Source organism: Halomonas colorata, assembly GCF_014897985.1.
GTDB classification, from domain to species: domain Bacteria; phylum Pseudomonadota; class Gammaproteobacteria; order Pseudomonadales; family Halomonadaceae; genus Vreelandella; species Vreelandella colorata.
This window is the reverse complement of the sequence record NZ_JABUZA010000021.1, coordinates 26511-47847: the sequence shown is the minus strand read 5'-3', so window position 1 is coordinate 47847 and position 21337 is coordinate 26511. Positions and strand designations below refer to the sequence as shown.

Here is a 21337-nt window from a genome sequence, read left to right as displayed (position 1 = left end):
TTTTTGTGGCTAACCTGTATCTTTGCTAGTCTAAGACAACGTTTGGTTTTTTAAGGGTAAGGTTTATGGATGTTTCTATAAGCAATACGGTGAGTACAGCGCTTTATATGAACCAAGCGCAAACCGCAGAACAGGCCCAAATGCAGTTGTTTAAACAGGCTTTGGATATGCAAGCTCAGCAAGTCACTGAAATTATGGCTTCCGCTAATATGGGCTCTGAACCTGGCCTGGCTAAAGATGGCAATATTGGCACCATGATCAACACATATGCTTAATTGGATAAGCGCTTATTAAGTGCTTACGATTATTTTGAAACGCCAAACGCCGACTTGTTCGGCGTTTTTTTATAGTTTTTTCTGGATCGTTTTCCAGCCGAGGCAGCTGGGTGAACGCTAAATCTAATCGCTCCCACCCCCATTATTTTTTGCTTGTGAGCAACGAATGATTAAAAACTAAGTCTTACAAAACTTTTACAAAAAGTGATGCGACTGCTACATATGTAGGGTGGGTTTTAAATAATTGTTTGCTATCCAGGCACATGTAGCCAAAAAAGGAATCGCTATGAACAAGGAAACGTTGAAAAAAATTAGTATCTTAGGCGTGGCGTTAGGTTTGACCGCAAGCCCTCTGGTGTTTGCTCAGACTGACACGAGCACTGATACAGGTACTACTACAAGTACTAGCACTGTCCAGGGAGCAGGTCACGAGGGAGTATTGGAAAATCAGCCTCGGGGCGCAGCTGCTCCTACTGGAAATAAAGAAGAGTGGGAAAGTGGCGGTGGCGAAGAAGAAGGCCCGGTCGTTGATATTGAAGATCATGAGCGCAGTCATGCAACCGGCCATGAAGCGATCAATAGTGAGCCGCGTGGTTTAGCCGCTTCTACCGGCAATAAAGAAGAGTGGCAAGAGGGCGGTGGTGAGGACGAAGGCCCGGTTGTTGAAACCGGTAACCAAAACCAGGCTCATAGTCATGCAGCCGGCCAGGAAACAATCAATAGCGAGCCGCGGGGTACAGCCGCTCCTACAGGTAATACTGAAGAGTGGGAAGAAGGCGGTGGTGAGGAAGAAGGCCCCGTTGTCGAGTAATCGATCTATTATGCCCCGCTTAGGCGGGGTATAACTGCACTATTAGTTCCTGCGTTAACACTTCCTTGTGATGAACATGGCACCTGCTCCCTCCTAACGGTACAATCTCGCCCAATTATGCAAACCTCAGTTTGAGTTGCTTAAGGCTTCCTTACGAAGCGTAAGTACGCAGCTGAGTACAAATTTCTATAGAGGCAAGATGAAAGATACCCAGTTAGCCTACGAGGCGGGGCTTAGACGCACCTTTGCAATCATTTCGCACCCGGATGCGGGTAAGACGACGATTACCGAAAAAATGCTGCTATTTGGTAATGCCATCCAGCTGGCCGGCTCGGTAAAGAGTAAACGTAACGACCGCCACGCGACTTCTGACTGGATGAAGATGGAGCAGGAGCGGGGGATCTCGGTAACGACCTCCGTTATGCAGTTCCCCTACGGCGGGCGTATCGTTAACTTGCTTGATACCCCAGGACACGAAGACTTCTCTGAAGATACCTATCGTACTTTAACGGCCGTTGACTCCGCCTTGATGGTGATTGACGGCGCCAAGGGCGTAGAGGATCGAACCGTTAAGTTGATGGAAGTATGTCGTCTTCGTACCACGCCTATCCTCACTTTTATCAATAAAATGGACCGTGATATTCGTGATCCTATCGAAGTCATGGATGAGGTCGAGACTGTTCTTAATATTCAATGTGCACCGATGACATGGCCGGTGGGCATGGGGCGCCATTTTAAAGGCGTATATCACCTGTATAACGATGTGATTCACCTCTATACGCAAGGCCAGGGTAGCCGCATTCCCGAAGATAAGCGGATTGAAGGACTGGATAGCCCAGAAGTCGATGCTGTACTCGGTGAAGAGCAGGCAGAAGAGCTGCGTATGGAGGTAGAGCTGGTGCGCGGTGCTTCGCATGAATTTGACCTTGAAGCCTACCGTCGGGGCGAACTCACACCGGTTTACTTCGGTACCGCCATGGGTAACTTTGGCGTACGTGAAATGTTGGACGGCTTTGTAGAGTATGCACCTGCTCCCCAGCCGCATGACACCGACGTACGTGAAGTAACTGCGCAGGACGAACGCTTTACCGGGTTTGTATTTAAAATACAGGCCAACATGGACCCTAATCACCGTGATCGCATCGCCTTTTTGCGTGTGTGCTCCGGCAAGTACGAGAAAAACATGAAGATGCGCCACGTGCGGATCGGCAAGGACGTCAAGATTGCCGATGCGCTGACGTTTATGGCATCTGACCGCTCGCATGTTGAGGAAGCCTGGCCCGGCGATATCATTGGTTTGCATAACCATGGCACGATTCAGATCGGCGATACCTTTACGGTCGGTGAGGATATGCGCTTTACCGGTATTCCTCACTTTGCCCCCGAGCTCTTCAAGCGTGTACGCCTAAAAGATCCTTTGAAGATGAAGGCTCTTCAGAAAGGTCTGCAGCAGCTCTCGGAAGAGGGCGCCACGCAGGTGTTCATGCCCATGGACAACAATGACCTGATTCTTGGCGCAGTGGGTACACTGCAGTTTGATGTGGTTGCCCACCGGCTGAAGGAAGAGTACAAGGTCGACTGTTTGTACGAAGGGGTTAATGTGCAAACGGCGCGGTGGATATACTGCGAAGATGCCAAAATGCTGGAAGAGTTTAAGCGTAAGGCCAGCGCCAACCTTGCCATTGATGGCGGTGGCTACTTAACCTACATTGCACCTACGCGGGTTAATTTACAGATGACCCAAGAGCGCTGGCCGGATATTCGTTTCCAGCCTACTCGCGAGCATTAATTCCGCGGCTCTCAATGAAATCTGATATCGGTGAGCCCAGGGAAGGGCTTGCGCACGCTTATCTGCAACTCGCTCTCCATCTCTACACGCTCTCCATCTCTACAAAAGAAGGAGTCGCCGACAATGCTTATTGATGCCCACTGCCATATGGATTTCAGCGTCTTTGATCAAGATCGTGACGCGGTTTTTGCGGCTGCCCATGCTTCTGGGGTCGAGCACTTTGTGGTTCCCGGGACCACGCGGCAATGCTGGTCGCAGGTGTTGGCCCTTGGCACGCGCAGCGATGTCAGCGTATGCCTGGGCTTACATCCCTATTGTATGGACCAGCATCGACGAGAAGACGATATTCATGCGTTGGAGCGAATGCTAAGTGCGAACCCGTGGGTATCGGCGATCGGAGAATGCGGTATTGATGCGCGTTTTAAAGATACCTGGGATAAACAGTGGGATCTGTTTGATGATCAGCTGCATCTGGCCAAGCAGCATAAGCTTCCCGTAGTCGTTCACTGCGTACAGGCGAATGATAAGGTTAGCAAGCGTCTGCGCCAGCTGGCGCTTCCCCAGGCAGGGCTCATCCACGCCTTTTCGGGTTCTATTGAGCAGGCCCGCAAGTTTTTAGACCTGGGGTTTGTGTTAGGCCTGGGCGGTGCGGTTACCTATGAGCGCGCCCAGCGGTTACAGCGAATGGTTGCTGCGCTGCCCGACGATGGTTTTGTGTTAGAAACAGATAGCCCCGATATGCCGTTAAGCGGCCACCAGGGCGCGCGTAATGAACCCAAGCGCGTGGCTCAGGTGTGTCGCATTGTGGCAGATCTGCGTGGTCAGACTGAGCAGCAAATAGCGGCATGCAGTACTGCGAATGCCGCTCGCTTGTTTAAACTCGCCATCGACTGATATTGGTTCAGCTCTTGATTGCCGCCGCTTGCTGTTCAGGGTCAAGCCGTTCAAGAGGGTAAGGTAACGGCAGCAGGGTAACTGTACTACCTTCCCAATAAAGCGACATCGCTTCTTCCACTGCTTTGGTACTCATGACGGCGAGTAATTCCACGCTGTCATTATCTTTTCTAACGCTTGTCACAACTTCGCCCAAGGCTTTATCTACTTCGTTGGTAATGCTGGCGCCGACGTCCGGCAATGTATTTGCCTTGAGCTCAGCGTGAACCAAGCGCTTTTTAACTTGTCCACGAAAGTGCGCTCGGGCAACTACTTCTTGACCGGTATAACAGCCTTTCTTAAAACTCACCCCGCCTAGTGCCTCCCAGTTAAGCATCTGGGGTAAAAAGTGATCCTGTTGAGCTTCTGTCAGCCAGGCGATGCCGCTGCGGATATCTTCAAGTTGCCAAGCCGCCTTTTGCGGTTCATCGTCGACCACGCTTAGAGAAGACGCATCTGATACACAAAATAGCCAGCGGGGCATTTCCCCAGGCACACGGATAACGCTTGTAAGGTTGCTTACACTCTGAGCGAAGGGTTTCTCGGGAAGCGTTACATTCAGAGAAGTTGCTAACGAGCTTGCATTGTCGCTGGCGCCAATAAATGTAACCTCAGTGTCATGTACCAGTTCGGCGCGGTAGAACGCGGCGAACTTGTTTAAATGGGCCGCCAGCGAGGCGACCAGCGACGTGCTGAGTATCAATCTGAAGTGCTCGGCATTGAGGCGAAGAAGCTGCCCATTAGCCAGCATTCTGCCTTTAGGTGTGCAAAAGCAGGTAAGTGGCGCAAACTCGCCATCGGCTAAACTCACCTGAGCGCTTGTTTGGCCCTGTAGGAATTTTTCAGCATCTGCCCCTTTTACATCCAGTGCTGCCAGGTGGCTCAGGCGCACGTTGTCGGTGATCGTAGTGGAGGGGATAACCGTTGCCATATAAACTCCTGGTTTGAAGGTAGCTGATAGTTAAAAGGGTGGTAAGGACGCTAAGCCTCTCAATCTGTGGGCAAAAGACGCTAATTGCAAGGTGTCATTAGCGTGCTAGACTCTTTCTTCTGTATCAGTTTTGCATAGGAATAAATGAGGAAGATAACGTCATGGCACAGCAATCACTAACATTTCAAGGCGTAAAAGATGCCGAACAGGTCAACAAGATTACCACGGCGTTGATGATGCTGGATGGTGTCGATAGTGCAGAAGTCGGTCGCCATGGGGCAGACGTGGATGGCCGCGTTAAACGTGAGGCGCTAATCAACGCCGTCGAGAAGTTGAAACTAGGAGTGAAAGTATCCTGATGCATCCGCCTATTACGGTAATCAGTCAGCGTAACCACGCGTTTCGGCAACGAGTTGAAGTCGATAGCCTGGAAGCCTTATATGCCGATGTTCCCGAAGTGGTCGGTGGTGAAGGCAGCGCGCCAGACCCGCACGACTATTTTGATATCGCCCTGGGCACCTGTAAGGCGATTACGGTGCAAATGTATGCCAAGCGTAAGCAGTGGCCGCTTACAGCGATTACCGTAACGGTTCAGCGGGATGATAGCCAGGAAGCCAAAGGCACGTACAAATTGAATGTGGTGCTAACGCTGCATGGTATTACTGACCCGGAGCAGCGGGCCAGGCTCGAGGATATCAGCCATCGCTGTCCTATTCAGCGGCTGATGACTCAGTCAACAATCGATATCACCACGCAAACGGTTTAATTTCCCAGTTAGGAGCGACGATGAGCAAAGAGTTTCGGTTGCAGTCGAAATTTAAGCCTGCCGGTGATCAGCCAAACGCCATTAAAGAGTTGGTCGGCGGCCTGGAGTCAGGTCTTGCCCATCAAACGCTACTGGGGGTAACCGGGTCGGGCAAAACGTTCACTATGGCGAACATAGTGCAACAACTTCAGCGCCCGACTATCGTGATGGCGCCCAATAAAACGCTAGCGGCGCAGCTTTATGGGGAGTTCAAGGCCTTCTTTCCCGATAACGCCGTTGAGTATTTCGTATCTTATTACGATTACTATCAGCCTGAGGCCTATGTGCCGTCATCCGATACGTTTATCGAAAAAGATGCCTCTATCAATGATCACATTGAGCAGATGCGCCTTTCGGCCACTAAAGCGCTGCTTGAGCGTCGTGACGCGCTCATTGTGGTATCCGTTTCGGCAATTTACGGGTTGGGTGATCCCGACCAGTATTTAAAGATGCGACTGCACTTTACCCGGGGCGAGTTAATCGATCAGCGAGCCTTTCTGCGCCGCTTGGCGGAGCTTCAATATACCCGCAACGATATGGATTTTCGGCGCGGTACCTACCGTGTACGTGGCGATGTAATTGATATCTTTCCGGCCGATTCTGATGAAGAAGCGGTGCGTGTTGAGCTGTTTGATAACGAGATCGACACTATTCGCCTGTTCGATCCGTTAACCGGGGATATACGGGGTCAGGTGCCGCGTATGACGATTTATCCTAAATCGCACTATGTTACCCCCCGCGAGACCATTATGGGGGCAATCGACTCGATCAAGGCTGAATTGAAAGAGCGCCTTGACTGGATGCGCAAGCACGAGCGTCTGGTAGAAGCGCAGCGCCTCGAGCAGCGTACGCTCTACGATATCGAAATGATGCTTGAACTGGGTTACTGTAACGGGATCGAGAACTACTCGCGCTATTTATCAGGCCGGGCGCCAGGTGAGCCGCCGCCCACGTTTTTTGACTACCTGCCTGACGATGCGCTGCTGTTTATTGATGAGTCTCACGTCAGCGTGCCGCAAGTAGGCGGTATGTATAAAGGCGACCGTTCGCGTAAAGAGACGCTGGTGGAGTACGGTTTTCGGTTGCCCTCGGCGCTGGATAACCGACCCATGAAGTTTGAAGAGTGGGAGTCGATTGTACCTCAGGCAATCTTTGTCTCGGCGACACCGGGTAAATATGAGGCTGAACATGCAAGCCAGGTTGTCGAGCAGGTAGTACGCCCGACGGGGCTTCTGGACCCTGAAATCGAAGTACGCCCCGCCAGCACCCAGGTGGATGATCTACTCTCCGAGATTGGGTTGCGTACCGCAGTAGGCGAGCGCGTACTGGTGACCACGCTGACCAAGCGCATGGCCGAGGATTTAACCGAATATTTTGACGAGCATGGTGTGCGTGTCCGTTATTTGCACTCCGATATCGATACGGTTGAGCGGGTGGAAATCATTCGTGATCTCCGCTTAGGCAAATTCGATGTACTGGTGGGGATTAACCTGCTTCGTGAGGGGCTTGATATCCCCGAGGTGTCGCTGGTTGCCATTCTTGATGCGGATAAAGAAGGCTTTTTGCGTGCTGAACGCTCACTGATTCAGACTATCGGTCGGGCTGCGCGTAATGCTCACGGCAAGGCTATTTTATACGGGGATCGTATTACCGATTCAATGCGTAAAGCCATTGATGTGACCGAGAGTCGTCGGGCTAAACAGAAAGCGCATAATGAAAAGCACGGTATTACGCCAACAACCGTTACCCGCTCCGTAGCGGATATACTTGAAGCTGCGCAAACGCCAGGTAAAAAGAACAGCCGTAAGCGTGGCGCTGAGCGCAAGGTGGCCGAGGGCGAAGGCCAGTATGATATCGCCAATATGGGCCCGCATGATTTGCTAGCCGCTATCAGCAAGCTGGAGGATGCCATGTTCGAAGCTGCCCAGAACCTGGAGTTCGAAGAGGCGGCGCGCCTGCGCGACCAGGTGCATCAAATGAAAGAAAAACAGCTGGCTCTAGGGTAGGTTATGCCGGAAGGACCGGAAATACGTCGGGCAGCCGACCGGATTGAAAAGCAGATTGGCGGCCGGATGATTGATGATGCCTGGTTTGCCTTTCCCGAACTTGCCAAGCGGGTTGATTTGTTGAGAGGTACTCAAGTGACTGCCGTGGATACACGGGGCAAAGCCATGCTGATCCGCTTTGCTAATCAGCAGGTGCTGTATTCCCATAATCAGCTGTACGGAGTATGGAAACTTCATCGCGTCGATGAGCCACCTACCACCAAGCGTTCTTTAAGAGCACGCCTGGAAACCGAGGGCAGGGTGGCCAGCCTGTATAGTGCATCGGATATTTCCCTATGGCAGGAAAGCGAGCTGGAAACACATCCTTTCCTGGCACGTTTAGGGCCTGACCTGTTAAGCCAGCAGGTAACGCCCGAACATGTGCTGGCGCGTTTAACCATGAAGCAATTCTACAAGCGTGGCCTAGGGTCGCTGCTGTTAGATCAAGGTCTCGTGGCTGGGTTGGGTAACTATCTGCGCTCGGAAATTTTGTTTTTCGCGCAACTTCACCCCAAACACCGGCCAGCCGATTTAACCAGCGCCCAGCAAATGCAGCTGGCAGAGTTGATCGTGGATATTACTCGCCAGGCTTACCAGCTAGCCGGAGTGACTAATACTCAGGCGTGGATTGAGCAGGCCGTTGCTTCAGGTGAGTCGCGCCGCCAGTGGCGGTTTGCGGTATTTGATCGTGCTGGGCTCTCTTGCCATCGCTGTGTCGATGTTATTGAACGTACGATGGTCGGTTCTCGGCGCTTGTATCGTTGCCCCAGCTGCCAGCCATACGTTAAATAAATAATTATACCGTTATCTTGTAGGGCTGCTTACATCTCACCAAAACATATATTGCAGCTGTCATTACGCACGGTAGAGGCTGCCGCTTGCGGGTCAATACGGTATACTCCTTGCACGCTTAAGCGGCTATTCCCATGCATGTTAAAAAAAGCCGTAGAAAAGACGAAAACCAAGGAGCTGTTACTCCATGACCGTGATTCGCCAGGACGACGTTATTCAAAGCGTTGCCGATGCTCTTCAGTATATCTCTTACTATCATCCTAAAGATTTCATTGACGCGATGGATGCGGCTTATAAACGGGAACAAAACCCGGCCGCAAAAGATGCTATCGCGCAGATTTTGATTAATTCGAGAATGTGCGCCACCGGCCATCGGCCTATCTGCCAGGACACGGGAATCGTGACTGTGTTCGTTCATGTGGGTATGAACGTTACCTGGGACGCGGATATGAGCCTGGACGACATGGTCAATGAAGGCGTTCGCCGGGCTTACCTATTGCCGGATAACGTGCTGCGCGCGTCTGTACTGGCGGATCCTGACGGCAAGCGTCAGAACACTAAAGATAATACGCCCGCTATTATCCACCACACGCTGGTGCCTGGTGATAAGGTTGATATTCACGTCGCGGCAAAAGGCGGTGGCAGTGAGGCGAAGTCCAAATTCGCCATGCTGAATCCCTCCGATAGCGTCGTTGACTGGGTCATGGAGCAGCTTCCCAAAATGGGCGCAGGCTGGTGCCCGCCGGGTATGTTGGGTATTGGTATTGGCGGCACGGCTGAGAAAGCCATGCTACTCGCCAAAGAGGCGCTGCTGGATCCTATCGATATCCTGGATCTACAGGCACGTGGTCCGAGCAATCGGGCAGAAGAGCTGCGTCTTGAGCTGTTTGATAAGGTCAACAAAAGCGGCATTGGTGCACAGGGCTTGGGCGGGCTTACCACGGTATTGGATATCAAGGTAAAAGATTATCCCACCCACGCCGCGAATAAACCGGTCGCGATCATTCCCAACTGTGCCGCCACTCGCCATGCGCATTTTACGCTTGACGGTTCAGGCCCGGCAGCATTAACGCCACCTAAATTGGAAGATTGGCCGGAAATCACCCGTGAAGCGGGGGCTAACGTCAAGCGCGTGAATCTGGATACCGTCACGCCTGAAGAGGTTAAAACCTGGCAGCCGGGCGACACGCTTCTGCTTAACGGCAAGCTGCTGACAGGACGTGATGCTGCCCATAAGCGCATGGTCGATATGATCGCTAAAGGTGAGCCGCTGCCCGTCGATATGAAAGGTCGGTTTATTTACTACGTTGGCCCGGTTGATCCGATTGGTGACGAAGTTGTGGGTCCTGCTGGCCCGACCACGGCAACCCGGATGGATAAGTTCACCCGTACCATGCTCGAAGAGACAGGGCTTTTAGGCATGGTAGGTAAGGCTGAACGTGGCCTGGAAGCGATCAACGCTATTCGTGATAACGAAGCGGTTTATCTAATGGCAGTAGGTGGTTCGGCGTACTTAGTGGCCCAAGCTATCAAGAAATCCCGCGTGGTGGGATTTGAAGATTTAGGCATGGAAGCTATCTACGAGTTTGAAGTCGAAGATATGCCCGTAACGGTTGCTGTAGACAGCCTGGGTACCTCCGTTCATCAGACCGGGCCTGCCAAGTGGAAGGAGATTATTGCTCAAACCGCATAACGCAGTCTGTGCTGTGATTGGTTATTAATTCACAGGAGCCCCGTTCATACGGGGCTTTTGTACATAAACCTCAAATAACCAAAACGCGTTTGATAGATATACCGTTACGTTTAGGGAGTAGTGGGTATGGCCTCTTGGCTGCTAGGGACAGGCATTATGCTGATACACCTGTTAGGGATTGTATCGGCCGTGATGGCGTTAATGTCGAGTCGGACATCGCAAGGCGCTGTAGCCTGGATTATCTCTCTGCTTACCTTTCCCTATGTAGCGCTGCCGGCGTACTGGTTTTTTGGGCGTCCGCGTTTTTATGGCTATGTCATGGCCCGTGGCGAACGCGATACCGTTCTTAGGCGTGTATTGGCCCGCTATCAAGAAAGCGCGTTACCTTTTTTAGCGCCGCCTACCAACTCGGATACTCAAGCCGTTGAGCAGTTAGCAATGATGCCGCTAACACGGGGCAATAACGCCACATTGCTGATTGATGGTGATGCTACCTTTGACAGCCTGTTTGAAGGGATCGACAGGGCAGAGCACTACTTATTGCTGCAGTTTTTTATTGTCCGCGACGATGCGCTGGGACGTCGCCTGCAGAAGCATCTTGTTGACGCTGCTCGCCGCGGTGTGCGGGTGTATTTTCTTTACGATGAAATCGGTAGCCGTAAGCTGAGCGAAGGTTACCTTAAGGATTTATCCGTTGAGGGAGTAGAGGTCAGCGCTTTTCGTTCATCCAGAGGCTTTAAGCATCGCTTTCAGCTAAATTTCCGCAATCACCGTAAGGTTGCCGTTGTAGACGGTAAGCGTGGATGGTTAGGTGGGTTCAATGTCGGCATAGAGTACCTTGGCCAGCATCCACGCCATGGGCCATGGCGCGATACACATTTAATGCTGGAAGGGCCCAGTGTATTAGGCTTGCAGGAAGCTTTCTGGGAAGATTGGCACTGGGCAACAGGCGAGGTAGCCAGTTTAAACTGGCAGGCGGAAAGCCACCCTGATCATGATCAGCACGTAGTTATTGTTCCTTCAGGGCCTGCAGACAGGCAAGACACAGCAAGCCTGTTAATTCAGCAGTTAATTCATAGCGCCACGCATCGGCTGTGGGTTACCAGCCCCTATTTTGTCCCTGACCAGGGCGTACAGGATGCGCTACGCCTTGCGGCCATGCGCGGTATAGATGTACGCGTTATGATTCCCGAGCGCCCAGACCATCTACTTGTGTTTCTCTCAGCCTTTGCATTTTTACCGGATATGTTAAAAGCAGGCGTTAAAATATACCGTTATCTTCCAGGTTTTTTACACCAAAAAGTAATTCTTATCGACAATGATGCAGCAACCGTGGGTACAGTAAACTTAGATAACCGCTCGTTTCGGTTAAATTTCGAAATTACTGCTTTTATTCCTAACCCGGAATTTGCTGAGAAAGTACACACCATGCTGGAGCAGGATTTAGCCCAGTGCCGGCGTGTCACAATAGATGAAGTACAGCAGCGTCCGTTATGGAAAAAAGTGGTTTCAAGAGCGGCTTATCTAATGTCACCCGTTCAGTAGTTGGCGCTGTAAATGGTCAAATTACAAAATGTTTGATGGGCAAAGGAGTGTTGGGTGAATCTTGAAACAAAATGGTTAGAAGATTTTGTCGCGCTGGCCAATACACGCAGTTTTTCTGCTTCTGCACGTCAGCGGCATGTCACTCAACCTGCCTTTAGCCGACGTATTCGTGCGTTGGAACAGGCTATTGGCGTTACTCTTGTTGATCGTTCTACTACGCCGGTAGGACTCACGTCTGAAGGGCAGTTATTCCTAGTTACCGCACGTAATCTAGTTGAGCAACTTAATGAGTCTCTGAGCCATCTGCGGGGGTTATCCATCGCCAATGAGGCGCTTGATATCGTAGCGGCCCATTCATTGGCACTCAGCTTTTTTCCTCCCTGGATCTCGCGTCTTCAAAAAGGCCTGGGCGAGCTTCCCACCCGCTTGGTCGCCATGAACGTCGGGGAGGCTATTCATGTGCTGCGTGAAGGCAACTGCGACCTGATGCTGGCGTATTACGACCCCTTTGCCACCATGCAGCTGGATGCGGAAGTTTTTCCGTCATTTTCGATAGGCAAGGTCAATATGCTGCCTGTTTCACTGCCGGATGAAACGGGCAAGCCCTGCTTTTCGCTACACAGTGATGCGTCCATTCCCTATCTGGCTTATACCCAAGGGGCTTTTTTGGGGCGAAGTGTGCGCATGTTGCTGAAAAATGATCCGCTGCGTATGAGATTGCGCACAGTTTATGAAACAGCCATGGCAGAAGGGCTAAAGGGCATGGTACTTCAAGGCATTGGCGCTGCCTGGATTCCTGATTTCTGTATACGTGAAGAGCTCAAGAGCGGCCGTTTAGTAAGAGCGGGCGATGAAAGCTGGGATATTCCGCTTGAGATCCGACTTTATCGCTGCTCACTTGTTCACAAGCCCGGCGTCGAAAAGCTCTGGCGACAGATGATGAAGCTACCGCGTGATTTTCTACAGGCGTAATGGCTAGGGCCTGAATTAGGGCCGAGCGCTAAAATCCGCAGGCAGGCCAAGAAAATTCTGAATAATAAAGAAGTGATCTTCAAACAGGCTATCCGGTTCTAAATCCGCCAAGGCGACCCAGCGCGCATGGTCGCCGCCTTTAACAGGTTTTAAGCGGGGCAGCTGTTGGTCTGGGCGTAGCGCAAAGTAAAAGGCTTCAGCCAGCGTGCGGCCACGCCAGCTGCGGTGTGGCTCGTCAAACAGACGCTGCCCGCGCAGCGAACCTTTCAGCACGGGCTCGGGGACTTTAAGGCGCAGCCGTTCCCTAAGTTCACGCATACAGGCATCCAGCAACCGCTCATGGGGATTGATAAACCCTCCAGGTAAGGCGAGAAGACCTTTGCCGGGTGCCGCTGTGCGGCGCACTAAAAGCACATGGCCTGATTGCACCACAACGGCATTAACAGTGACGAAAATAGGCGGATAGGGGGCTTGCGCCCAGGCTTGGCGATACTGATCGAGCAATTGCTGCTCTTCTAGTAGCTGATAGTAAGCCTCTCCCTGGCAAAACTCACTGACGCTATTCACTACTCCAGGCGGCAGGTCGTGGTAAGCCCCCGTGGTTAGGTAATCGCCAGTGGAGCCGGGCGATCGGAACAGCCGTTCACGGATTTGGCTTGCGGAAATGCCTTCAACCAGCGGTACACTCACCGATTCCCACTGGGGAAAGAGCGAAAGGTAATAGCTTGATTGACCGCGGCTTGCCCCAATCAAGCCGATTCGCGGCAGCCGTGCATTGGCCGGAGCCGCTAGGTCACGTACTTTTCTCTGAACATCCCTTACCCATACATCGTCGTTATACAGCGCATCAAGCAAGGGGCTTATTTCCAAGCGCTGATTATCGGCGTCATCAAATCCTGAACGGATCATTGTTTGACGCTCATCAAAGCTCCATGGATTACGCAGCGAACGCGCCTGCCAAGCAGAGCCAACCAGTACAATAACCTGACGTGCCTGCTTTAATGCTTCGCGAATAATCGCTAAATGGCCCAGATGGGGAGGCTGAAAACGACCAATAAATACCAAACAATCGAAGGCGTAAGCAGGCTTAAAGCTTGTTGCGGCAGGGGCCATGTTGCTTCCTTGAACGTTTGGTTGATAAGAAGACCATTATGGAGGGCAAGATTATAGCGTGCAATGTGATCAATACTGCGCACTGCGCCAGCATTCGCTATGCTGATAAACTATTACGCATAAAGTAACTATTAAATTGCTCAAGGGAATGAATATGATTAAAAGCACCCTCATCTTTTGGTGGAAGGTAGTACAGGATGCTGTAGCCCTATGGCTTGAGCGTAATGCGTTTAGCTACGCAGGTTCATTGGCTTTTTATACACTTTTTTCTTTGGCCCCTACGATTATTATTGCCGTGACGGTCATCGGCATAGTGTTGGGTGAAGATGCTGCTCAAGGGCAAATTGTCGCCCAGTTGCAAGGCTCTTTAGGAACGGATGTAGCGTCAGCAATTGAGGGTGCCGTAGCCCAGTCGCGGATTGAAGAATCGGGTTTACTGCCAACGCTATTGGGGTTTGGTGCGCTTTTAGTCGGTGCTACCACGGTGTTTGCACAAATGCAGTTTTCGCTAAACACTATCTGGGGGGTGACGGCGAAACCTACCAGCAATAGCATGTTTATATTCGTCAAAACCAGGCTTCTATCGCTCACTGTGGTTCTTTCAATCGGTTTTATTTTGCTGGTTTCGTTGGTTCTAGGCGTTGTGGTACGCGGTATGCTGCAAGCCGCAAACGATATTTTTCCACTAGCCGGTTATCTGACCACTATTGTGGAATCACTGATCTCTTTAGCGGTAGTGACGTTACTCTTTGCGACCATTTTCAAAGTGTTACCTGATGTGGTCTTGGGATGGCAGGATGTATTTATTGGCGCCGTGGTTACTGCCGTTTTATTTACCATTGGCCGCACGCTAATCGCGATTTATCTAGCGTATACCGCGACGGCGTCGACCTATGGAGCCGCCGGCTCAGTCGTAATGGTATTGCTATGGGTTTATTACTCGTCGCTTATTTTATTATTCGGTGCTGCGTTTACGCGTTCTCTTTTACTGCGTCGGGGCAGAAAGCTGATTCCGCGCAATAGTGCGGTGCTGGTTAAGCACGAGCTGCTGGGTGTTGAGCCGCTAGAGCCTAAAGACCACGTTCACAAAGACCATGTTCACAAAGACCATGTCCACAAAGACCATGTCCACAAAGACCACGTACAAGATACCGGTGAACGGTGATGAAAGCCTGTTGCCTGCGCGCGTTTGTTTCAGGAAAAGTACAAGGTGTTGGCTATCGCTACGCCACCCAGGAACAGGCGTTGCAGTCCAAGATAACCGGCCATGCCAAAAACCTGGCCGACGGTCGGGTTGAGGTGCTCATGTGTGGCGATAGCGAAAAGGTTAAAGCGCTTAGTGAGTGGCTTTGGAAGGGGCCCGCGCAAGCGCGGGTAACCCATATTGAATGCGAGGCAGTGGACGCTAGTTCAGTGCCTGAGCACTTCTCAATGCATTAATTAACCATTTCACGATTACTCGCCACGCTTCCAATGAGTAATGTTCACCGCCGTAAGCGCGATAATATTTTGTCGCGCTTCCGGCGTTATCCATGCGTTATGCGGCGTCACAATCAGGTTAAGAGGCTCTTCTAGCGCGTCCAGTAGTGGATGCCCCTCTTTTGGCGGCTCTGCGGGCAGCACATCCACGGCTAATCCTCCAATGCTGCCTTGGCGTAACGCTTCAAGGGCGGCCACTTCATCGATAATACCGCCACGAGCGCAGTTAACCAGTAACAGTGACGGCTTCGCGGCTGCTAAGCGCTTTTGATCAATCAGGTGCTGCGTATCGGCATTTAGTGGGCAGTGTAGGCTGATAATATCCGCCTCGGGCAGTAAATCATCCAGTGAAGGGCGGGAATCATTTGCCTCATTGCCAGGGCGTGCTGCAAAGCTTACCTGCATGCCAAACGCTTCTGCCAACCGTGCGACTTCCGTACCCAGTTCGCCCTGGCCAATCATCACCAGGCGTTTGCCTGCCAGCTGCAGAGTGGGGTGGTCCTGAAGGCAGAAAAAGTCGCTGCGCTGCCAGCCGCCATTTGCTACCTCCTGCTGATATTTTGGAAGCCGGTTAGCCAGGGCCAGCATTAACATTAGCGTATGCTGGGACACACTGGCCGTGCCATATGCCGTTACATTCTTAACGCTGATATTTTGTGCTTTAGCCGCGTCAAGGTCGATATTGTTAAGCCCAGTGGCCATCACACAAATCAAGCGCAGTGACGGCAGCTGTTTTAAGGTTTCAGCATCTAGCACTACCTTATTTACCAGCGCGATTTCAGCATTGGCCAGGCGCTCTTTTGCCTGCTGAGTGGTGCTTTGATCAAATACTTCAAGATGCGTAACCGCGCCACGGATAGCGCTTAAATCGATCTGGGGTCCAAGACTTTGCGCATCTAACATTACTGCGTTAGGCATTTTATTCTCTCCAGTGAGTGTCGAGGGCTAGTTAACCTTGCTCGGCAGGGGGCACAAAAGGGTATAATATTGTCGCTTTATCAACCGCAGCCTTGGATTTTATCTCGGCAGGCCAAATATTCGCAGCTGGCTGTGTTTATATTCGCCAATATCCTGTCGTCGTTGAGCTTTTCAGGAGTCATCAACATGCCTATCTATGAATATGAGTGCAAGGCCTGCGGCCATCGCATGGAAAAATTACAGAAAATCAGCGCGGACCCGTTAAAAGAGTGTCCTGCGTGCAATCGTAATGACCTTGAGCGGCTCGTATCCGCAGCAGGTTTCCGCCTGGCGGGCGGTGGTTGGTATGAAACCGATTTTAAAACGGGAAGTAAAAAGAACTTAGTCGCCGATGCCAAAGGCACGGCGGGTAAAGACAGCGCTAAAAGCGACACTACTTCCAAGTCTACAGGCACTGCGGCCTAACTGCGGTTGCCTGGGCCAGCCTGGCCCGCGACACTTTATTTGCCACGAAACAGAACAGGATTTGACATGCGCAGCCATTATTGCGGCCAGCTAAACGAGACATTGGTAGATCAAACGGTCACCGTTTGCGGATGGGTACATCGTCGTCGCGACCACGGTGGGGTTATTTTCCTCGATATGCGTGACCGCGATGGTATCGCTCAGTTTGTGGTAGACCCGGATACTGCCGAAGCGTTTGCAACTGCCGATCGTGCCCGCGGCGAATATGTGCTGCGTATTACGGGTCGTGTCAGACTGCGCCCGGAAGGCACCCAGAACCCCAACATGCCTACCGGCATGATTGAGGTGCTGGCCAAAGATGTTGAAGTACTGAACACCGCTGCCACGCCTCCGTTCCAGCTTGACGAGCATGGCAAGGTAGGTGAAGAAGTTCGCCTAAAGCATCGCTATATCGATCTGCGTCGCCCAGACATGATCGAGAAACTGCGTCTGCGTTCGCGTATTTCGCATAACGTTCGTGCGTTCCTGGAAAACCAGGGCTTTTTGGATATCGAAACGCCAATCCTTACGCGCGCAACGCCCGAAGGCGCCCGTGACTACCTGGTACCTAGCCGTACCCATGCGGGCAGCTTCTTTGCACTGCCTCAGTCACCGCAGCTTTTCAAGCAGCTATTAATGGTGGCGGGTTTTGACCGTTACTATCAAATTGCCAAGTGCTTCCGTGACGAAGACCTGCGCGCCGACCGTCAGCCTGAATTCACTCAGATTGATATCGAAGCGTCGTTTGTCGAAGAAGATGACATCATGGGCATTACCGAAGCCATGATTCGTCAGCTCTTCCAGGAAGTGCTGAGCGTTGAGCTTCCCGAATTTCCGCGCATGACCTGGCAAGAAGCCATGGACCGCTTTGGTTCAGACAAGCCGGATCTACGTATCCCCCTTGAGCTAACCGACGTTGACGATCTGATGAAACAGGTCGACTTCAAGGTATTCTCAGGCCCCGCCAGTGCTGAAGATGGCCGAGTGGCCGCGCTTAAAGTACCGGGCGGCGCCAAGCTTTCGCGTAAGGAAATCGACGAATATACCAAGTTCGTGGGTATCTACGGCGCGAAAGGGCTTGCCTGGATCAAGGTCAACGAGCGTGCTAAAGGGCTTGAAGGGCTTCAGTCGCCTATCGTCAAGTTCATGGAAAATATCGTTGAGGAGCTGCTTGACCGTCTTGGCGCAGAAGATGGCGATATCATCTTCTTCGGTGCCGACAAAACGCGCATCGTCAACGAAGCCATTGGCGCGCTGCGCGTCAAATTGGGTGCGGACCTGGATCTCTACACCCAGGCTTGGGCACCGCTTTGGGTGGTCGACTTCCCGATGTTCGAAGCCGATGATAACGGTCGTTTAAGCCCGTTACACCATCCGTTCACTGCGCCTTCCTGCTCGCCGGAAGAGCTCAAGGCCGACCCGGCTAAAGCGCTATCGCGGGCTTACGATATGGTGTTGAACGGTACCGAGCTTGGCGGTGGTTCTATTCGTATCCATAATCAAACCATGCAGAGCACCGTGTTTGAAATTCTGGGCATCGGTGAAGAGGAAGCACAAGAGAAGTTTGGCTTCCTGCTGGACGCGCTTCAGTACGGCGCGCCGCCCCATGGCGGTCTGGCATTCGGTTTGGATCGCCTGGTCATGCTGATGGTTGGTGCCAAGACTATCCGTGAAGTTATCGCTTTCCCGAAAACGCAAAGCGCGGCCTGCTTGATGACCGACGCGCCGGGTGAGGTTAGCCCTGATCAGCTAAAAGATCTCAATATCCGCTTACGTCAAAAAGCCAAGCCTGAAGCGGCTGGCGAGTAAATCGATAGCCCTTGAGATAGTTCTTGAAACAGAGCTCTTTGAGAGACAGGCTTTCGATCGCAAGCTGACAAAAACACCGACGCTCTGGCGTCGGTGTTTTTGCATCAGCACTTTTGTCGCCTAGGGCTTTGCTGCATCGCACGAGTAAACGTATATGGACGAAACACGCACTTCGTTACCGGTGCGCATTCTGGGTATCGATCCTGGTTCCCGAATTACCGGTTACGGTGTCATTGATCTGGTCGGGGTGAAGCCCACCTATGTGGCCAGCGGATGCATTCGCACATCAGACGGGCCGCTGGAGCAGCGTTTGGCGCAAATATATGCGGGGCTAAGCGAAGTGGTGGGTTTATACAAACCGACGGACACCGCCATTGAACGCGTATTCTTGGCTAAAAATGTTGATTCGGCGCTTAAGCTTGGCCAGGCCCGGGGCGCTGCCTTGGTGTGTATGGCAAACCACGGGTTGAGCGTGGCGGAATATGCGGCGCGGCGCATTAAAGAAGCCGTAACGGGACATGGCGGTGCGGATAAACTGCAGGTGCAACATATGGTTACTGCACTATTAAAACTTTCCGCCACGCCGCAAGCCGATGCTGCTGATGCATTAGCTATTGCGTTAACCCACTCCTATACGGGTAATGGGCTTCCCAGCGTTTCTAGTGGGCGAAGCCGGCGTGCCTCAACCGGGCGTTGGCGGCTTTAACCACTACTGGTCACTTGTACAGAGTAGCATTATAGTAAACGCCTGTTTTTACTATCGCGAGCGTATTTATGATCGGACGTCTGAGTGGCTATCTGCTGGAAAAACAACCGCCTTGGATCGTAATTGATGTCCAGGGCGTGGGGTACGAGCTTGAGACCTCAATGAATACGCTCGTCTCGCTACCGGGTTTAGGTGAGAAAACATCGCTTTATACCCACTTAACTATTCGTGACGATGCCCATCTGCTTTACGGGTTTGCGCGTGAGCATGAGCGGGCGCTGTTTCGAGCCCTCATCAAGGTTAACGGCGTTGGCCCTAAACTGGCCTTGGCGATTTTATCCGGCATGGATGAAGACGCGTTTATGCGCTGTGTTCGAGATGATGACAGCAAGGCGCTGACCAAGCTGCCTGGTGTCGGTAAGAAAACGGCCGAACGGCTTATTATTGAAATGCGCGATCGTTTCCCCGAGTGGGAGCATGGCTCTGATTCGCCACTTCCCCTCGAAGCTACCAACGGGCGACCTACCCGCAATAGCTTGGCCGACGCTGAGTCCGCACTCGTAAGCCTAGGTTACAAGCTAACCGAAGCCAGCAAAATGCTGGCAGACCTTGACCCCAAGCAATCGACAGAAGCCTTGATCAAGGCGGCATTAACACAGCGAATGAACGGCTGAGCTACCCCGTCGTTTTGCAGTAACCCAGAGCAAGCAGATTGCCAGGTATTTAAGACAGTATTCAAGAAGAGCATCTATGTTAGAACATGACCGGTTGATAGCGGCTGAACCAGAGCAGGGAGAAGGGCGAATTGATTATGCCATTCGTCCCAAGCGACTTGATGACTATATCGGCCAGCCGAGGGTTCGCGAGCAGCTTGAAATATTTATTGGCGCGGCCCGGCTTCGCGAAGAGAGTCTCGACCATACCCTGGTATTTGGCCCGCCAGGGCTGGGTAAAACGACGCTTGCTAATATTATCGCTACCGAAATGGGCGTCGGACTCAAGTCAACCTCAGGGCCCGTGCTCGAGCGGGCAGGAGATTTGGCAGCCATGCTGACCAACCTTGAGCCCGGTGACGTGCTGTTTATTGATGAGATCCACCGCCTATCTCCTGCGATTGAAGAAGTGCTCTATCCGGCCATGGAGGATTTTCAGCTCGATATCATGATTGGCGAAGGCCCGGCGGCTCGGTCGATCAAACTGGACTTGCCTCGCTTCACGCTGGTGGGTGCAACAACCCGGGCAGGGCTTTTGACATCACCGTTACGCGATCGATTTGGCATTGTTCAACGGCTGGAATTTTATAATCTCGAAGAGCTGACCGAAATCGTCACCCGCTCAGCGCGCTTGCTGGGGGTGGAAACCAGCGCTGAGGGAGCTATCGAAATTGCCCGCCGCTCTCGGGGCACGCCGCGTATCGCCAACCGCTTGCTGCGCCGGGTGCGCGACTATGCAGAAATGAAAGGTAACGGCACGGTGGATGTTTCCTTGGCAGATGCTGCGCTGAATATGCTCAATGTGGATCACTATGGCCTGGATCACATGGACAGGCGCCTGTTGCTTGCGATGATTGATAAGTTCGAGGGCGGTCCAGTAGGTGTTGACTCACTCTCCGCGGCCATAGGTGAGGAACGTAATACCATCGAAGACGTTATCGAGCCCTACCTTATCCAGCAAGGCCTAATGATGCGCACGCCCCGCGGGCGTACCGTCACTCGTCAGGCTTGGCTGCATTTTAACCGCGTTCCCAACGAGCATTCTGTGGATATGGAAGGGGAGCGTCGTCCATGAGTATTTCGCGCTCGCTGCCCGTACGTGTTTATATGGAAGATACTGACGCCGGTGGCATTGTCTACTACGTTAACTATCTGAAGTTTATGGAGCGCGCGCGCAGCGAATGGCTACGTGAGCAAGGCCTTGATCAGCAAACGTTACTAGACGAAGGTACGCAGCTAGTGGTATATCGCTTAGCCTGTCACTATGCGAAACCGGCGCGTCTCGATGACGTGGTAGACGTCACAGCACATATCACCGAAATAGGCCGCTGCCGGGTAACGTTTGAGCAACGTGTAATGCGGGGAGAGGAACTCCTTTGCAGTGCGACAGTCGAGATAGCCTGCCTAAGTGCAGAACGCATGCGGCCCAAAGCGTGGCCCGCTGCATTTAAAACAGGTCTACAAACAGCAACCACGGTTTCGTAACCTGGAAACCACTACTTTG

The 21337-nt window shown here is 52.2% G+C and carries 22 protein-coding genes; 19 read left to right on the top strand and 3 right to left on the bottom strand.

Annotated features, from left to right (window positions below; all coding sequences use genetic code 11):
* Positions 1–65 precede the first annotated feature (65 nt).
* The 4 genes from INT33_RS11805 to INT33_RS11790 all read left to right on the top strand — a co-directional run bounded on the left by INT33_RS11805 (position 66) and on the right by INT33_RS11790 (position 3769).
* Positions 66–275 (top strand): putative motility protein, encoded by a 210-nt coding sequence (locus tag INT33_RS11805; RefSeq protein ID WP_193091979.1) that lies wholly within the window; start codon positions 66–68, stop codon positions 273–275.
* Between the two features lie 286 nt (positions 276–561).
* A complete protein-coding gene (locus INT33_RS11800) occupies positions 562–1086 on the top strand; it encodes a hypothetical protein (protein WP_193091978.1) in 525 nt (174 codons plus the stop codon).
* A gap of 199 nt (positions 1087–1285) precedes the next feature.
* Entirely contained in the window at positions 1286–2875 is a 1590-nt protein-coding gene (locus INT33_RS11795) for a peptide chain release factor 3 (protein WP_192538678.1), read from the top strand.
* Between the two features lie 123 nt (positions 2876–2998).
* Positions 2999–3769, top strand: a complete 771-nt coding sequence (locus INT33_RS11790) for a TatD family hydrolase (protein WP_193091977.1) — start codon at positions 2999–3001, stop codon at positions 3767–3769.
* 7 nt (positions 3770–3776) lie between these two features.
* Here INT33_RS11790 and ygfZ read toward each other — a convergent pair whose 3' ends face one another.
* Positions 3777–4739 carry a CAF17-like 4Fe-4S cluster assembly/insertion protein YgfZ gene (gene ygfZ / locus INT33_RS11785; protein ID WP_193091976.1) on the bottom strand — a complete coding sequence of 321 codons (963 nt, stop codon included), beginning with the start codon at positions 4737–4739 and terminating at the stop codon, positions 3777–3779.
* Positions 4740–4900: 161 nt separating this feature from the next.
* On the opposite strand from ygfZ, the gene INT33_RS11780 reads away from it, so the two are divergent.
* From INT33_RS11780 to INT33_RS11750, 7 genes are all read left to right on the top strand, one after another.
* Positions 4901–5098, top strand: coding sequence for a hypothetical protein (locus INT33_RS11780; protein ID WP_018916097.1), 198 nt, complete (start codon positions 4901–4903; stop codon positions 5096–5098).
* Positions 5098–5505, top strand: coding sequence for an OsmC family protein (locus INT33_RS11775; protein WP_018916098.1), 408 nt, complete (start codon positions 5098–5100; stop codon positions 5503–5505). The genes INT33_RS11780 and INT33_RS11775 overlap by 1 nt, the downstream gene beginning before the upstream one ends.
* 20 nt (positions 5506–5525) lie before the next feature.
* Positions 5526–7550: an excinuclease ABC subunit UvrB gene (gene uvrB / locus INT33_RS11770; protein WP_192538676.1), complete on the top strand. Its 2025-nt coding sequence runs from the start codon at positions 5526–5528 to the stop codon at positions 7548–7550.
* Positions 7551–7553: 3 nt separating this feature from the next.
* On the top strand, positions 7554–8381 hold the full coding sequence (nei, locus tag INT33_RS11765; RefSeq protein WP_193091975.1) for an endonuclease VIII: 828 nt from the start codon (positions 7554–7556) through the stop codon (positions 8379–8381).
* Positions 8382–8568: 187 nt separating this feature from the next.
* Positions 8569–10074 (top strand): fumarate hydratase, encoded by a 1506-nt coding sequence (locus tag INT33_RS11760; RefSeq protein ID WP_193091974.1) that lies wholly within the window; start codon positions 8569–8571, stop codon positions 10072–10074.
* A 126-nt stretch (positions 10075–10200) separates the two neighbouring features.
* Entirely contained in the window at positions 10201–11619 is a 1419-nt protein-coding gene (gene cls / locus INT33_RS11755; protein WP_193091973.1) for a cardiolipin synthase, read from the top strand.
* A 54-nt stretch (positions 11620–11673) separates the two neighbouring features.
* Positions 11674–12591 carry a LysR substrate-binding domain-containing protein gene (locus INT33_RS11750; protein ID WP_192538673.1) on the top strand — a complete coding sequence of 306 codons (918 nt, stop codon included), beginning with the start codon at positions 11674–11676 and terminating at the stop codon, positions 12589–12591.
* A 15-nt stretch (positions 12592–12606) separates the two neighbouring features.
* On the opposite strand, the gene INT33_RS11745 is transcribed toward INT33_RS11750, so the two are convergent.
* Positions 12607–13704: a bifunctional nicotinamide-nucleotide adenylyltransferase/Nudix hydroxylase gene (locus tag INT33_RS11745; protein ID WP_193091972.1), complete on the bottom strand. Its 1098-nt coding sequence runs from the start codon at positions 13702–13704 to the stop codon at positions 12607–12609.
* 154 nt (positions 13705–13858) lie between these two features.
* Here INT33_RS11745 and INT33_RS11740 point away from each other — a divergent pair, with 154 nt between their 5' ends.
* Both INT33_RS11740 and yccX read left to right on the top strand, forming a co-directional pair.
* Positions 13859–14869: a YihY/virulence factor BrkB family protein gene (locus INT33_RS11740; RefSeq protein WP_193091971.1), complete on the top strand. Its 1011-nt coding sequence runs from the start codon at positions 13859–13861 to the stop codon at positions 14867–14869.
* Positions 14869–15144: an acylphosphatase gene (gene yccX, locus INT33_RS11735; RefSeq protein ID WP_192538670.1), complete on the top strand. Its 276-nt coding sequence runs from the start codon at positions 14869–14871 to the stop codon at positions 15142–15144. Before INT33_RS11740 ends, yccX begins: the two co-directional genes overlap by 1 nt.
* A gap of 15 nt (positions 15145–15159) precedes the next feature.
* Here the strand turns inward: yccX and INT33_RS11730 are convergent, their stop codons facing one another.
* Positions 15160–16101, bottom strand: a complete 942-nt coding sequence (locus INT33_RS11730; RefSeq protein ID WP_193091970.1) for a D-2-hydroxyacid dehydrogenase — start codon at positions 16099–16101, stop codon at positions 15160–15162.
* Between the two features lie 186 nt (positions 16102–16287).
* Between INT33_RS11730 and INT33_RS11725 the strand changes: the two genes are divergently transcribed.
* The 6 genes from INT33_RS11725 (at position 16288) to ybgC (ending at position 21318) form a co-directional block, all read left to right on the top strand.
* Positions 16288–16566 (top strand): FmdB family zinc ribbon protein, encoded by a 279-nt coding sequence (locus INT33_RS11725; protein WP_192538710.1) that lies wholly within the window; start codon positions 16288–16290, stop codon positions 16564–16566.
* Between the two features lie 66 nt (positions 16567–16632).
* A complete protein-coding gene (aspS, locus tag INT33_RS11720; RefSeq protein ID WP_193091969.1) occupies positions 16633–18414 on the top strand; it encodes an aspartate--tRNA ligase in 1782 nt (593 codons plus the stop codon).
* 154 nt (positions 18415–18568) lie between these two features.
* Positions 18569–19120: a crossover junction endodeoxyribonuclease RuvC gene (gene ruvC, locus INT33_RS11715; protein ID WP_193091968.1), complete on the top strand. Its 552-nt coding sequence runs from the start codon at positions 18569–18571 to the stop codon at positions 19118–19120.
* 68 nt (positions 19121–19188) lie between these two features.
* Positions 19189–19794: a Holliday junction branch migration protein RuvA gene (gene ruvA / locus INT33_RS11710; RefSeq protein WP_018916111.1), complete on the top strand. Its 606-nt coding sequence runs from the start codon at positions 19189–19191 to the stop codon at positions 19792–19794.
* A 76-nt stretch (positions 19795–19870) separates the two neighbouring features.
* On the top strand, positions 19871–20908 hold the full coding sequence (gene ruvB / locus INT33_RS11705; RefSeq protein WP_018916112.1) for a Holliday junction branch migration DNA helicase RuvB: 1038 nt from the start codon (positions 19871–19873) through the stop codon (positions 20906–20908).
* Positions 20905–21318, top strand: a complete 414-nt coding sequence (ybgC, locus tag INT33_RS11700; RefSeq protein ID WP_192538665.1) for a tol-pal system-associated acyl-CoA thioesterase — start codon at positions 20905–20907, stop codon at positions 21316–21318. Before ruvB ends, ybgC begins: the two co-directional genes overlap by 4 nt.
* The last annotated feature ends 19 nt before the right edge of the window (positions 21319–21337 follow it).